The 14,084-nt window shown below is 61.3% G+C and carries 13 protein-coding genes; 6 read left to right on the forward strand and 7 right to left on the reverse strand.

Going from position 1 to position 14,084, the window contains the following annotated elements; all coding sequences use genetic code 11:
* Nucleotides 1–21: 21 nt before the first annotated feature.
* Nucleotides 22–1,914, reverse strand: a complete 1,893-nt coding sequence (nosZ, locus tag G6M89_RS05045; protein ID WP_165160713.1) for a TAT-dependent nitrous-oxide reductase — start codon at nucleotides 1,912–1,914, stop codon at nucleotides 22–24.
* Between the two features lie 283 nt (nucleotides 1,915–2,197).
* Nucleotides 2,198–2,704 carry a PaaI family thioesterase gene (locus G6M89_RS05050; protein WP_165160714.1) on the reverse strand — a complete coding sequence of 169 codons (507 nt, stop codon included), beginning with the start codon at nucleotides 2,702–2,704 and terminating at the stop codon, nucleotides 2,198–2,200.
* Nucleotides 2,705–2,836: 132 nt separating this feature from the next.
* Here G6M89_RS05050 and G6M89_RS05055 point away from each other — a divergent pair, with 132 nt between their 5' ends.
* Nucleotides 2,837–4,252, forward strand: a complete 1,416-nt coding sequence (locus G6M89_RS05055; protein WP_165160715.1) for a serpin family protein — start codon at nucleotides 2,837–2,839, stop codon at nucleotides 4,250–4,252.
* 57 nt (nucleotides 4,253–4,309) lie between these two features.
* On the opposite strand, the gene G6M89_RS05060 is transcribed toward G6M89_RS05055, so the two are convergent.
* On the reverse strand, nucleotides 4,310–5,392 hold the full coding sequence (locus G6M89_RS05060; protein ID WP_165160716.1) for a DUF2891 domain-containing protein: 1,083 nt from the start codon (nucleotides 5,390–5,392) through the stop codon (nucleotides 4,310–4,312).
* Between the two features lie 79 nt (nucleotides 5,393–5,471).
* Nucleotides 5,472–6,380 carry a hypothetical protein gene (locus tag G6M89_RS05065; protein ID WP_165160717.1) on the reverse strand — a complete coding sequence of 303 codons (909 nt, stop codon included), beginning with the start codon at nucleotides 6,378–6,380 and terminating at the stop codon, nucleotides 5,472–5,474.
* Nucleotides 6,381–6,438: 58 nt separating this feature from the next.
* On the opposite strand from G6M89_RS05065, the gene G6M89_RS05070 reads away from it, so the two are divergent.
* Both G6M89_RS05070 and G6M89_RS05075 read left to right on the forward strand, forming a co-directional pair.
* On the forward strand, nucleotides 6,439–7,167 hold the full coding sequence (locus G6M89_RS05070; RefSeq protein ID WP_165160718.1) for a lipoate--protein ligase family protein: 729 nt from the start codon (nucleotides 6,439–6,441) through the stop codon (nucleotides 7,165–7,167).
* Between the two features lie 115 nt (nucleotides 7,168–7,282).
* Complete coding sequence (locus tag G6M89_RS05075) at nucleotides 7,283–7,885, forward strand: hypothetical protein (protein WP_165160719.1); 603 nt, start codon at nucleotides 7,283–7,285, stop codon at nucleotides 7,883–7,885.
* A 65-nt stretch (nucleotides 7,886–7,950) separates the two neighbouring features.
* Here G6M89_RS05075 and G6M89_RS05080 read toward each other — a convergent pair whose 3' ends face one another.
* Together G6M89_RS05080 and G6M89_RS05085 are read right to left on the reverse strand one after the other, a co-directional pair.
* Entirely contained in the window at nucleotides 7,951–8,928 is a 978-nt protein-coding gene (locus G6M89_RS05080) for a hypothetical protein (RefSeq protein WP_241175220.1), read from the reverse strand.
* Nucleotides 8,929–9,284: 356 nt separating this feature from the next.
* Complete coding sequence (locus G6M89_RS05085; RefSeq protein ID WP_165160720.1) at nucleotides 9,285–9,986, reverse strand: DUF5806 family protein; 702 nt, start codon at nucleotides 9,984–9,986, stop codon at nucleotides 9,285–9,287.
* A gap of 128 nt (nucleotides 9,987–10,114) precedes the next feature.
* On the opposite strand from G6M89_RS05085, the gene G6M89_RS05090 reads away from it, so the two are divergent.
* The 3 genes from G6M89_RS05090 (at nucleotide 10,115) to G6M89_RS05100 (ending at nucleotide 12,224) form a co-directional block, all read left to right on the forward strand.
* Nucleotides 10,115–11,296: a thiolase family protein gene (locus G6M89_RS05090; protein WP_165160721.1), complete on the forward strand. Its 1,182-nt coding sequence runs from the start codon at nucleotides 10,115–10,117 to the stop codon at nucleotides 11,294–11,296.
* 70 nt (nucleotides 11,297–11,366) lie between these two features.
* Nucleotides 11,367–11,714 (forward strand): hypothetical protein, encoded by a 348-nt coding sequence (locus tag G6M89_RS05095; RefSeq protein ID WP_165160722.1) that lies wholly within the window; start codon nucleotides 11,367–11,369, stop codon nucleotides 11,712–11,714.
* Between the two features lie 99 nt (nucleotides 11,715–11,813).
* Nucleotides 11,814–12,224, forward strand: coding sequence for a response regulator (locus G6M89_RS05100; RefSeq protein WP_165160723.1), 411 nt, complete (start codon nucleotides 11,814–11,816; stop codon nucleotides 12,222–12,224).
* A gap of 29 nt (nucleotides 12,225–12,253) precedes the next feature.
* Here the strand turns inward: G6M89_RS05100 and G6M89_RS05105 are convergent, their stop codons facing one another.
* Nucleotides 12,254–13,951 (reverse strand): aldehyde ferredoxin oxidoreductase family protein, encoded by a 1,698-nt coding sequence (locus G6M89_RS05105; RefSeq protein ID WP_165160724.1) that lies wholly within the window; start codon nucleotides 13,949–13,951, stop codon nucleotides 12,254–12,256.
* Between the last annotated feature and the right edge of the window lie 133 nt (nucleotides 13,952–14,084).

The following is a 14,084-nucleotide window of genomic DNA, read 5'->3' on the forward strand; positions in this document are numbered from 1 at the left end:
GGCGGAAGAGGGAATGGGTGGTTAGTCAGCCGGTTCGACCAGCAGCCGCGAGCGCATCTCGAGGTGGAGTGCACTGCAGAAGTACGCACAGTACATCCAGTAGACGCCGGGCTTGTCGGCGGTAAACGTCACCTCGCGGGTCTCCTGGGGTGCCAACTTGACGTTGACGTCGTATTGGGGGATCGCCAGCGAGTGGATAATATCCTCTTCTTGCTCGATGTTTGTCGATCGGATCGTTACCTCATCGCCCTCTTGGACAAGAATGTCCTCGAATCCGAAGGTGTTGCGCGAGTTGTACATCTCGACGTGGACCTGGTCGCCGTCTCGCTCGACGAAGTTGTCCTCGTCATCAGCCGAAATGAAGTCCAACTCGAGGTCGTCAGGGTCGTAGACACTGGCAGGGTCGAGTCGGTCGGCACGGACGATCGAGGCGTCGTGTGGCTCGGGGTAGGCTGGCGTGTCCTTGACCAGTTCCATTCCGGCGTCGTCGTCGCCGATATAGAACAGCTGGTCGTTCTCGGGGAAGACCGGCCCGACAGGGAGGAACCGATCCTTCGAAAGCTTGTTGAGGACGATCAGCCAGTCACCCTGTGGATCGCCGGTGTAGGATTCGGCGGCGATCAGGTGGCCAGGGCTGTAGTGAACGTCGTGTTTTTCGATGACCGGGCTCTCGGAGCCCATCTCCGCGTCGACAGCTGCTTCGATGTCCCACTTAACGACCTGAGAGTCGACGAACAGTGTCGTGTAAGCGTGTCCACGGTCGTCGTAGGCAGTGTGCAGCGGCCCGTTGCCAACGTTGACTCGACCCACGATAGCATCGTTGGGGTCGTCGACCTCGTTGAGCTGATCGATCTCGATAATCGTACAGGTTGGATCGAGTTTCCCAGAGGCGATGGCATACTCGCCGTCAGGCGTGACACTCACGCCATGGGGGTTCGTCGGCACGTCAATGTACCGTACGAGCGGTTCGTCACCCTCGTTGAGCGGGCTGTCTTCGGTGCCGTCGACGACGGGAACGCCGTTGATTTCCTCGAACTCGCCGGCATCGACTGCATCCTCAATGCGCGGGATGTTGAACGCGACCACGTAATCCGTATCAGCCGCAGTCATCTCCGACTCCGTGACGCCTTCTTCGCTATTGTAGGTCGTCGTGAAGAACCACTCGCCGTTCTTTCCGGAGTCACCGTTATCGAGGTTACAGTCGACGCGAACGTCCCACTCGTGGTCGAACGGATCTGCCGACATCGCCGACAGCGTCGACCCGTACTCGCTCGGGTCCTCGAGGTCGCGACCATCGTTAGGGATCGGAACGCGCAGTTCACCGACGCCGAAGATGAGTCGCGTGTCGGGCATCAACGCGCACGCGCCGTGAGTCCCCTGCTGGTTCGGCAGGTCGATGATCGCGTCCGTTTCGAAGTACTCGAGGTCGATCCGGGCCATCCGGCCGTTTGCCTTATCGTTGACGAACAGCCACTCGCCGTCGTACTCGTTATCAGTCTGGCTTACACGCGGATGATGCGTGTCTCCCCAGGTGTAGCCGCCCGCGTCCTGGAGCATTTCGTGTGTTTCGTCGTCGAAGCCGTAGCCGCGTGCGCTCTCGACGTTGAAGACAGGAATGCGCATAATCTGGCGCATCGATGGCACGCCGTAGACGCGGATATCCCCGGAGTGTCCGCCCGACAGGAACGCGTAGTAGTCGTCGAGTTCGCCGGGTGGGACCGACGTGTCTACATCTGCGGCCGCCGTGGTGTCGCTCTCATCGAGCAGATTTGTACAGCCAGCGAGCGAACCGATCGCTCCGGCCGCTGCACCGGCTTTCATGAAGTCGCGTCGTGGGATTCGTGCGAACAGCGGGTCGCGGTCGTCGGCGCTGCTAATCGATTGCCCCCCATCAGTGTTGTGAGTGTTTGTCATTGTCCTTGGTCCGATATATTCGCTATCTCACCGTTCGACGTCCCGGTGATCGTTACAGGTGGGCATACCTAGGCTACCCTAATAGGAGCGGCTCAGATTCCCGAAGACCGGTAGATGCGCAGAACCAGTTCGGCCGATCCTTTATATGCCCTCTCGAGAGCGTCGGATATCAGAACACAGATAATTCTCTCATCTGACACGCGAACCTCACGTTTCGAATACGTATCTGATACTCTCAGCCGGAAAAACGGCAGTCATTACACGCGATACTGGCCGACAGCAACTAGGCTCGGAAAATACGGTATGCACCCTGGCCCGTCGCCACCTCGCGGATGTCCCCGTCGGGCGACTCGCTTGTGACTGTTACCTCGCTCACGCCCACGCTTGAGCCCGCGCGGATCACGGTCGCCGTCGCCGTGAGGTCGCCTGTCGCCGGCCGGAGGTAGTTGACGTTCAGGTTGATCGTCGCGATACTCCCCTTGAGAGGTTGCTCGAGTTCGGTTCGGAGCGCGAGTCCACCGGCGGTGTCGATAAGCGTCGCGGCAATGCCACCGTGGATGTCCGCGCGCTGGTCGTCGTCGGCGCTCGGGCGCGCGTTAGTCAGTTTTTCGTCGTAGGGTGCCGAGAGCGTCATCGTCCCGTCGTCAACGTCGTCGACGTGCGTGCCGATCCACGAGAGAAACTCCTGGTGTTCGTCGATGAAGTACTGGACGAATTCGGCGATGTCGTCGGCGGATTCTGGCCCAATACTATCAGTGGCGTTTCCAGCCCCGTCTGAATCGTCGGTCATGCCCGTTCATCCACAGCGAGGCCCTTTATCTCTCTGTACACGGGGTCTCCGTTGTCGATGGTTTCAAGCACACGCTCAAAGAGCGATTTCACCCTACAGAAAGCGTTTATCAGTCGCTAGTAGAGCGTAGGTATGCCATCTCAACGACGGACCGTCCTCGCGCTCACTGGCGCGTTGCTGGCTGGCGCAGCCGGCTGTCTGAGCGACAACGGAAACGGAGATTCGGACGACGATGGAGAGAGTGGAAACGGAACCGACGCTGATGGCTCCGACGACCCGGCGAACGGCTCCAACGGCGACGACTTCCCGCAGGTCGACCCTGTCACTGACCCCGACATCGACACCGGCGCGCTCGCACAGCAGGTTCGCGGTAACATCGACTTCTCGCTTGCCGTCCTTGAGCAGTTGCGCGAAGACGACCCCGAGTCGAACCTCTTTCTTTCACCCTACAGCATCTCCGTCGCGCTGGCGATGACCTACGCCGGCGCGCGTGGCGAGACCGCCGCGGAGATGGCCGACGCATTGCGATACAATCTCGAGAGTGACGACCTGCATGCTGCCTTCGGCGCACTCGAGGCTGAGTTCGAGCGGCGAAATGAGGACGGCGCGGAGGTCGACGAACCCTATGGCATGGAAGGAGAGGCGAGCGAGGACGACCTCGGGTTCGAACTCTCGAGTGCGAATTCCGTCTGGGCAGAGGCGGACTTTCCGTTCGACGAAGACTACGTCGACCTGCTCGAGGCCTACTACGGGGCCGGTGAGCGACTCGTCGACTTCTCGGGGAGCCCCGACGAAGCGCGCGAAGAGATCAACGCGTGGGTCGAGGAGCAAACGAACGACCGGATTGAAGAACTTTTACCGGAGGGGTCAGTCGATTCGTCCACCCGACTCGTGCTCACGAATGCAGTCTACTTCCTCGCGGCCTGGGAGCACGACTTCGACCCTGCCGAAACCGAGCCAGCGACGTTCACTGGACTGGACGGCAGCGAAACCGAACTCGAGCTGATGCACCAGTCCGAAGAGCTAGAGTACGCAGCGATGGACGGCCACCAGCTCGTCGAACTTCCCTACGCGAACGGCGAAACGAGCATGGTCGTCATCCTCCCCGCCGACGGCGAGTTCGAGGCGTTCGAGGAGTCGCTTTCGACCGACCAACTCGGCGAATTGCTCGAGGAAACGTCTCGTCCGCAGGTTGACCTCGCGCTGCCGAAGTTCGGCCTCGAGTCCGAGTTTAGCCTCGTCGAAACGATGGACGCGCTGGGGATGGAACGCGCATTCGGCTCTGGGGCGGACTTCAGCGGCATGCTCGAGGGTGATGACGGCGGGCTGTTCATCAGCGAAATCGTCCACCAGAGCTTCATCGAGGTCGACGAGGAAGGGACAGAAGCGGCGGCCGCGACGGCGGTCGCGATGGACGAGTCCGCGCCGGCGGACCACGTCGAGGTGACCGTCGACCGACCGTTCCTATTCTACATCCGTGACCTGCCCACAGAGACGCCGCTGTTCTGGGGGCGAGTCGTCGATGGCGAGACGTTGCAAGACGAATAATCGCCTGCGGAGCCATGGTGCGGACCACAGAACGCAAGCGGTGATGCTGGTACTCACTCAGTGCGTTGTCGGCGCAATTGTCCCTTCGTTGCGTGTCAGAAGGTACAGCGCAAACGACGAGAGCCAGTGTGCGCCGGCATAGTCGTCGGTGAACGCATGAGACAGCCCCGATTGGGCGTGTTTTGCCGCACTTTGCTCGAGCGCCGGAACGTAGCGATGATCCTCGAGCGTCGAAGCGAGGCCGGCCAAACACCATGCCTTCGCGAGGTTTAGCCCGATCAGGTGGGTCGCAACTTCTTCGTCGGGTTCTGGGTCGGTTGCAACTGGCTCGAGAATCCCATTCGCTGGCGCGCTCGTCAGATCAGGAACGAAGCCATCGAACCAGGTGACGAACGCATCGCGGTCATAGATGCGACGCATAAGGTCTGCTTCGGTGAGTGCCGGCGAGAGAAAGTCCCAGCCGAGCGGTTCGTACGCGACGGGATAGTCCCGATCGTCGCCGAACCACTCGCGCGCCGTGTCAGTGACTGCCGATGCCAGGTCGTCGTCACCGGTCGTCCGTGCGTAGTCAAGAGCACAGTGCAGCGCGAACGCGGAGTTGCCATGCGTTCCAACCCTGAACGGCCGCTCCTGCGTGAGAAATTCCGACTCGAGCAACTGTGCAACGGTCCGCTCGAGCGGCTCGAGCGTCGAGCCCCATCGATCGGCTCGCGGGTCGTCCCATACCTCGAGTTCTGCCGCGAGGTGCAACAGCCACGCCCAGCCGTAGGGCTTCTCGAAGGATGGATTCTCCTCGAGGTGAGTCACTTCCTGGGCGACGTTCTCGGACGTGAGTCGGGAATCGATACTCTCCGTGATCTCGGCCGACAGCGGATGGTCGTCGACCAGCCGGAGTTGACGCACGAGCGCCCAGTGACTGTGCACCGCAGAATGCCAGTCGTAGCAGCCGTAAAACACCGGATGCGTGTCGCTCGGCCGGTCGACCCCCTCAGGTGAGTCAACCGACCAGACGTGGTGGGGGTACTCGGTTTCGATTGACTCGAGCGGATGGCGAGCGAGCCAGTTCGCTTCGTCCGCGCCGAGCCATTCGGCGGTACCCGAGAGAACGCGCTCCGTTGGAGGCGTTGTGAGTGGATTCATTGTTCGAGACGACTCGAGCATGCTGTATGAACCCTAGTAAGGATAGTTGACACGCCTCACGGCCACAATCAAATCTCTTTCATGGGCGGCGAATCCGCACCTTCACCGTCTCGCCCTCCACGAACGACGTTTCCGGGCAGATCAGTTTTGCACCGAAGTCGCCGTCTCGAGCACAGAAAAACGAGAGTCCGGTAATTGGCTCGCCGTTTGCGAGAACGGTCACGTCATCCCACGCAACTGTGCGGCCTGCAACGGAGCCGAGCCGGTCGCCGTTCAGCGCGACTGGAGTGGTGCTACCGGGTTGAGAGTGGGAACCGCCCAGCAGGCCGCCGCCGTCGTAGTGCGGGAGTCCACCGTCCAGAACATCGCCTGCGTCACTGGCGATACCCGCGAACTGCTCGCCGAGTGCAGGATGGACGGGCGCATCAAGGACGGCATAGGTGTCTCCAGTCGAAACAACCCGTCCAGAGCCATCCCACTCGAGTGGCTCTACGTCGACGCCAACCTCGAGCGGGAGCGAGCCAGACGCACGGTAGGGATTCTGGCCGGAGCCGCGAACACCAACGTGGAGGTGGTTGTCAACCCACGGGGCGAAAAAGCCGGCGCGGACGAGACGCCCAAGCGAGTCGCCGCGTTCAACGGTGTCACCGGCCTCAACGGCGGGAGCGACGTGCAGAATGCGGACGATTAGATCCTCGAGTGCGCATTCGGCGGGTTCGGCATCGACGAAGTCCGCAGCGTCGGTCGGCTCGAGCAAGATGAGGTGATCGTGCGCGGGTGCATAGGGTTTCGACGGCGCGCGCACTGTTTTCGTCTCGCGGACGATTCCGGAGACGGGGCTGGGCGCGGCGGTCGTCCGCCCATCACGCAGCGTCCCGGGATAGAGGTCAATCGCACAGCCCGCATCGTGGGCGGGGTACGGCGAGTTATACAGCGAGAATCGCGCGTACTGCGAGAGCGCGGCCGCCGACAGCGTGATAGCACCCATCGGTTCGTTTGCGGATGCGCGGCGGGAGCGTTTAGGCGCATCGACCCGAAGAGAGCCTATGGTTCGGGTGATCCGCGGGCGTGCGCCAACGATCGACGCCGACCGAGCGGCCAGCGAGTCCCTTCTCGAGATCGCCGCGGCCGGCGAGCCCGCGATTCGGGTCTGGACGCCCCACCGGCAGGTCGCATTCGGCCGGCGAGATCGCCACTGTGCGGGCTACGAACGCGCTCGAGAGGCGGCACTCGAGGCAGGGTTCACACCCGTCGAGCGCGATGTCGGCGGGAGAGCAGTCGCCTACGACGGTGAGACCACGCTTGCGTTTGCCCGCGCCGAACCCGTTTCGGACTTTCGGCGGGGAACTGACGAGCGCTACGTGCGCACGACCGAAGCAGTCGTGCACGGACTCTCAGCGGTGGGCGTCACCCTCGAGCGCGGCGAACCTGACGACTCGTTCTGCCCAGGCGCGCATTCGTTGTCAGTGCGGGTCCCAGCGGCTGGCGCAGCCACCACGCAGCAGAAAGTCGTCGGCATTGCCCAACGGGTGCGCACAGATGCTGCGATCACCGCTGGAATCGTCCTCGTTGATGGCCGCGAGACGATGAGTCACATCCTCGAGTCAATCTATGACGCGCTCGCGGTCCCGTTCGATCCTACGTCCGTCGGCACCGTCGCAGACGCCAGCTGTCCCACAGATCCAGAACGGGTTCGGACAGCGTTAGAGACGACACTCGTGGGCGATGCGGACGCAGTGACTGAATCCGTTCAAACACTCATCGACGTGGATTGATACGGAACCACACCCAGCCATCCCGTGTCATCGACAGACAAGACAGGGTACTATTTTCGGGCTCGAGCGCGTCCGATGTGTGTATGAGTCGACAGTCCATCACGGAGGGTCGCTGATGACGGACAATGCCCCGACCACCGATATGCGCTGGCCGGAACTGATCGAAGACGCAACGGCAATCGCCGACGAGTACCGTGCAGACGGCTGGGATGCCGTCGTCCTCGAGCCAGTCTCTGTCTTTCCGAGCGAACGAGACGAACGGTTCGGGCTGGCCGTCCAGGTCTCACCGACGGAGTACGGACTGCTCGAGACGCTCATTGAAAACGATGACGTGACCTTCGATCAGGCCGAGGTGTATTATCGGTCGGCCGAGAACGCAGACGACGACCGGCGGTTCGCGCTCGCGGTGGAACGGGATACAGCCGCCGAAACAGCGGTCTGTCTGCCCCTGACCTACTCGCTGTCTGCGGCACGCTCGATGTTTGAAACAGCACTCGTTGATGGGACGTTACTCGTCCACGTCAGTGCTCGCGGCCCAACAGCCAATTCCAACGCTGTGGATGAGGCCGCCAGCAAGACCGATGCTGAAGGCGACTCGGACAGCGAAGCCAGCACCGAGGCGTCCGACGAAGCTGACGAGCGGTGGATTACCTTCTCACACGACGATCCGTCACTGTTCCTCGCAGAGGCGGATATCCGCACGGCGGCCGATGAGTAGCGTGCCCGCTCGAGTTTAGGACGCCACGGTAGCGCGACTGCGCTACACATTCTTTGTCCAGCCCATCAACAGGCGTCGTACTCGAAGGTCCCGTTGAGCGCCATCGAGTGATCGTCGTAGTACGCATAGAGGTTCTGCGGTGCCTCATATTGCCCGCCGTAGTGGCCCACGGGTCCGGTCGTGTCGATGATATTGTCCGCGTGGTCCGTCGTGAACTGGATATCCTCGCGTTCGTACACGAGGTCGTCACCGAGCCAGTAGCGAACGATTCCGTCCTCGTTCGCCTCTCCGTCGGTTATCGTGTTCACGCAAACGTAATACTCGAACTCGTGCCACTGCCCAGGCTCGATAGTTGGCTGCGCGAGCGCGTACGGTTCGCCATCGAGAATGTAATCGTGATCGCCGACACCCTTGGCGTCGTCCATGTGGTACGTATTCGAGAGGAGGTGATACGGTCCGTCCGAGTCGGTCCCTCGAGTGGTGACGTACAGCCGGTTGCTCCAACCGTTGGTTCCGTCGGGAATCCCACCACCGGCGCTGCCCTCGCCCAGTGCGATTGCACAGTTCCAGAGCCGGCAGTTCGCCGGCTGTCGGCCGTCCATCGCCCAGCCCGTGTCGAGTGCGAAACTGACCCGGCCGGTGAGTTCGAACAGCCCGTCCTCGAAGCCGTAGTGAGTGCTCGCGCCCCAGTGGCCGCCTTCCTGAATCCGGAGTTGGAGTGCACGCTCGCCGGAGTTGGTCGGACTCGAGACGAGGTCGAGGTTCTCGGGGTTCCCATTGGAGAGCCAGTAGACGTCGTCCCAGCTGTCGGCGTCGTCGTAGTCGAGGTGGACGACCTCGTCCGGTCGGTTGTCGCACGCTGCTGCGCGGTTGATTCCTGCGCCAACGAGGCCGAGTACACTGCCGGTGCCCACGAGTCCGCTCAGCTGTAATGTTCGTCGGCGACTCACACCAGAATCGGCCTGCCGCGTCGTGGCTGTTGTTTTGTCCTCGCTCGAGTGCTCTGCCGTCTGTCGATTACGGTCCGAATCGTTCGGTGACATCCGGTAGACACTGCCAGACAGCCAGTGATTGTATCAGTGCACCTACCCGAAACACCGGCGAGACGCGTCGATTTGTAGAGACACTTGCAGACATCGGACGATGGTAGTGATCGAGTTACACGTCTGTTCCGGTCATCAAACAATCCAACCTGCAATTACCCAGCAACTGGATAGAGCAACGAAGTGCATTGCTGCCCACCACAGCCGACTCCAGCATACTCCCTGTGAGAATCACGACGGTATTCAGCCTTCCAACCGTTTTGGATGCGAAACAGTCGCAGGCACTGCGTATATTTATCGTGCGTTCGTCGCACCGGGGACTCGAGTGCCGAGATGGCCCCTGAGGCTGAGAGCGCTCACTCTTCGTCCTGTTCTCGCAGTTCCTCACTGGCCGCGCGCACCTCTCGCATCACACTCGAGATTCGCTCTTCGGCCTCGAGTTCGTCCTCGACGGAGAGGTCAACGCCTTCGACCTCGAGGAGGAATTTCGCGACCTCAGTCGACTCGTACATCACGTCGTCGAGTTCCTCGGCGGTGAAAAAGTCACACATCGCGCCGTAGAGGAAGGTTGCGCCTGCGGTTCGGACTTTGTCTTCGAAGGAGGAGCGGGCCTGATTGACCGCCTGCGGCGTGTAGGTGTCGGTCATGAAGGGGACGAGTTCGGGCAGGTTCTCGCCGATTTTGGTCATCTCGACGCCGGTTTCGGTCCGGAAGTCGGCACAGAGACGGGCGATTGCCCACTCGCGGGCGGTGATATAGGTCCGGTCGCGCAGAAACTCGTTAACGCGGTCGTACTGCGCGCCGTCCATCTTTGTGAAGCGAGCATACTTCTGGACATCGTCAGGCACGTCGGACTCTTCGGGTTCGGGGTCCGGCACGCCCGGCATCGCAGCCTCGTCTGTCGTCTCCTCACCCGCCACAGCAGACGAGTCATCAGCACTCGTGTCGGCAGAATCAGTGGTCTCAGAGGCGTCAGTTGAACCGTCAAGGCCGGTTTCGGCCGGCGACTCGGCATCACGATCAGAAGCGGGATCCGCGTTCAGTCCATCCTCGTCCATGGCCGCCTATTCCAACACGCGCGAGATAAGGGTTGTTCTCGAGTCCGTCATCCGTCTGGGGCGTAAACTCCGCGTGCATCCGCTCGAGTTCTGCCGAATTTAAGTTCATGAAGGATGTGCGATAGAGTATGACACAGACGCCAGTCGTCGTGAAAGCAGTGCGAACGCCACAAGGGAAAGAAGACGGCGTATTTGCAGACGTCCGCAGCGAGGATCTGTCGGTGCCGCTGATTGACGAGATCCTCGCGGAGACGGGCCTCTCTGGCGAGGAAATCGACGATCTGATGTGGGGCTGTGCCCAGCAACGTAGCGAGCAGGGTAACAACGTTGCCCGCGTCATCGCGCTGCTTTCGGAACTCGGCGAGCACGTGCCCGCGACGACGATCAACCGCTGGTGTGCGTCCTCGATGCAGTCCATCATGTCCGCCGCAGACGCTATTGCGGCCGGCAACCGAGATGCCATCATCGCTGGCGGCGTCGAGAACATGAGCCGCGTCCAGATGGGCGACAACATGGGCAGTGTCCACCCCGGGATGGCCGACCTGTACAACGTCGGCGAACTCCAGATGGGTATGACCGCCGAGAAGGTCGCCGAGGAGTACGATATCACACGCGAGCAACAAGATGAGTACGCCGCACAGAGCCAACAGCGCGCCGTCGACGCCACCGAATCGGGCCGGTTCGACGACGAAATCGTCCCCATCGAAACCAACGTTGCGTCGGAGACGCAACGAGCAGACGGCGAAGCCGTCGACGAGGATGGAACCGTCTCCGAAGACGAGGGACTCCGTCCCGGCACGACCGCCGACAAGCTCGGCGACCTCCCAGCCGTGTTTAAATCCGACGGCACTGTCACGCCCGGCAACGCCTCCCAGATTTCCGACGGCGCGTCCGCGCTCTTGGTGACGAGTGAGGCCTTCGCCGAGGAACACGACCTCGAGATTCTGGCCGAAGTCGGGATGAACAACGTCGCCGGCGTCGACCCAACCGTAATGGGCGTCGGGCCGGTTCCGGCAACGCGTGGCCTGCTCGAGCGCAACGGGCGTGATATCGAGGAGTACGACCTCGTCGAACTCAACGAGGCCTTCGCGAGCCAGGCGATCTACTCGCGGAACGAACTCGGTGTCGACCCCGAGACGTTCAACGTCAACGGCGGCGCAATTGCGATTGGGCACCCACTGGGGGCCTCGGGCGCACGCCTGCCAGTAACGCTCATCCACGAACTCGCAAAACGCGGCGGCGGCCTCGGACTGGCGACACTGTGTGTTGGCTTTGGCCAAGGTGCAGCGATCGAGTTCGACGTCAACTAAAGCGATCTGGTGGGCGGGTATCACCCACTCATTGACCATCAATTTAGGAGGCTCGAGCCGTAGTATCAGTATGAGCCGAATTCTCCTCGCGGCGATTATTGGGATACCGCTCGCCTGGCATCTCGGGTTGACGGCGTTCGTCTACTACGATTCCGAGCGGGTAGGCCTCGAGCCGCGCATGAAGTGGACGGCGATTACGTTTTGCATCCCGTTGTTTGGCTTTTTCATCTATCTGTTCGAACGCAGCGAACTGTCCTACAATCCGGACGAGGACCCGTATCGTGGAGACGCCGAGGACAGCGATGGGAACACCTTCGAAATCCACCCCTCACGCGCCAACGATACACGACTGGCATCGCAAGATGACGAGCAGGAGGCTCGGACTCGAGACGAACTCGAACGAGACCGTGATGAATGATGAGGGCGAATCCGTGATGGGATTGAACACTCAGAATACGATGAGTTAGATTCGTTGGCGACAGAACGTTTAAACCAATCAATCGCTTCCGGGTGTACAATGGGGCTTCCAAAGCACGTAGACGAAATACTTTTAGTAGAGGACAATCCGGGTGACGTCCGACTCACGAAGGAACTCCTCAAGGAAGTCGAGATGGAGCCGACGCTGCACGTCGTCACGGACGGCGCTGACGCCCTCGATTTCTTGCACCAGCGTGGAGAGTACACCGACGCCCCGCGACCAGATCTGATCCTTCTTGATCTGCATCTGCGGCGAATGGATGGTGAGGAAGTACTGGCCGCAATGGATGGAGACGTTCAAGAGATTCCCGTCATCGTTCTCTCTGGGTCACAGCAAGGCGCCGACCTCAAACTGACTGATGTCGAAGCGGATGTCGACGCCTGCATGGAAAAACCACTCGAGCCCGATGCCCTGTCGGACGTCACAGACTCGATCAACACGAAACAGTAACGTGTTGCTATCGACGAGTGGGAGTCCCCTTAGTCGTCTGCTGGCGTTCCGCCGGCATCACTCTCCTCGAGCAGCGATCGGGGAACCGTCCCGTCGGTGTTCCACCCGCGTTCGTCGTAGTACGCCTCGAGTCCCTCCTCGAAGCCCGGAATCTGGTCCTCGTAGGGGAGCGTATCGTCGCTCCGGTCGAAGCCGCGCTGGTTGTTGAAGTGGCGCTCGAGCGAGACGATTTCGCTGCCAAGTGCGAGCAGGTCTGCGTAGTCAGCATCGAGCAACGTTTCGATGCGGTCGGGCGTGACGAAATCCCGTGAGAACTTACACAGGACGGCGCTGTCTTTGATCACATTTCCGTTCTCGAGGGTGACGATTTTGGGTGGTTTGCCCTCGAGGCCATCCTTCGGGAAGGCGTCGGCGGCGTCGACGAGCGGGTACTCGAAGGGGTAGAATTCGGCGTACATGTGGTCTGCGCCGCGATTGGATGTGGCGAAGGCGAGTCCCTGGCCGTTGAGTGTGCGACCGTCGTGAGCGGAGAATTCCATGCCCTTGACCGACCAGTTCTCGACGCCGAGGTCGTCGTGGAAGCGGTCGACGCCCTCCGCCAGTGTGTCGCCAATTCCCTCGCGATAGGCGATTTTCTCGACCAGTTCGTGGATCAGGTCGGCGTTTCCGAACTCGTCCTCGCTGGCGAGATAGGCTGCAACGGAGTCGCCCGCCGAAATGGTGTCAAGGCCGAGTTCGTCACAGAGCTTGTTCGATTGCATCACGTCCACGATGTCGTCGACGCCCGAGTTCGGGCCGAAGGCCATCAGCGTCTCGTACTCGGGGCCTTCCGTCTCGAGGCCAGTCTCTTCGTCGCGGGTCGGCAGTTTGCATGCAAAGGCACACGCCGAGCAGGTGCCTTTCTGGTACTTTTTCTCCTCGACGCGGTCGCCGCTGACGCCGTCGATGCCCTCGAATGAGAGCTCCGAGAAGTAGTGTGTCGGCAACGCCTCGACCTGATTCGCGTACTCGGCGACCGAGGACGTCCCCTGGTCCCGCATGATGTGGTCGGACTGGGCGGCCTCGCGGTGGACATCCATCTGCAGCGGTGGAATCTCGATCTCTCTGGTCGAGTCGCCGTCGAACGTGATCGCTTTGACGTTCTTCGACCCCAGAACCGCGCCCAGCCCGCCCCGGCCGAACGCGCGCTCTTTCGAGGTCATGATCGAGGCGTAGCGAACCTGATTCTCACCCGCGGGGCCGACGACGACCGTGTGCTCGGCCTCGAGGCCGTGTTCGTCCGCGATGTAGTCACAGGTCTCCGAGACGAGGGCTTCCTCGAGGTCGGGGACGGGTTCGAACTCGACGCCCTCATCCGTGACATGCACAATGACCAACTCGTCGCTCGCGCCGGTGATCTCGACGGCGCTGTAGCCGGTCCCAGTGAAATTTCTCGAGAGGAACCCGCCCGCGTTCGAGGAGAGCAACCCATCGGTCAACGGCGAGACGCTGGTCGCGGACATTCGTCCGGTAAAGCTCATTGTCGAGTGCTGCAGCGGTCCCGTCGCGAAGTAGAGTCGGTTCTCGGGGCCGAGCGGGTCAACGTCAAAGGGGATTCGATCGTGGGCGAGTCGCGTTCCAAGTGCGCGCCCGCCAATCGACGACTCGAGGATGTCGTCGATAGCGTCCGTCTCGGCCGTCCGGTCGCCGACATCGATCGTACACAGCGGTCCGCGGACGTGTTTCATGGTCGATAGTGTGAGACGAGGAGCGGCAAAACGCTACCGATTGAGAAAGTCACACCCGGAGACCGGGCAGTGGCGCGTCTCGGCCCCTCGGTCGGTCGAGTCGCTGTACAATGCTTCCACAAACCGACGTAAT

Origin of the sequence: Natronolimnobius sp. AArcel1 (genome assembly GCF_011043775.1) — an archaeon.
In the GTDB taxonomy this organism is placed as follows: Archaea; Halobacteriota; Halobacteria; order Halobacteriales; family Natrialbaceae; genus Natronolimnobius.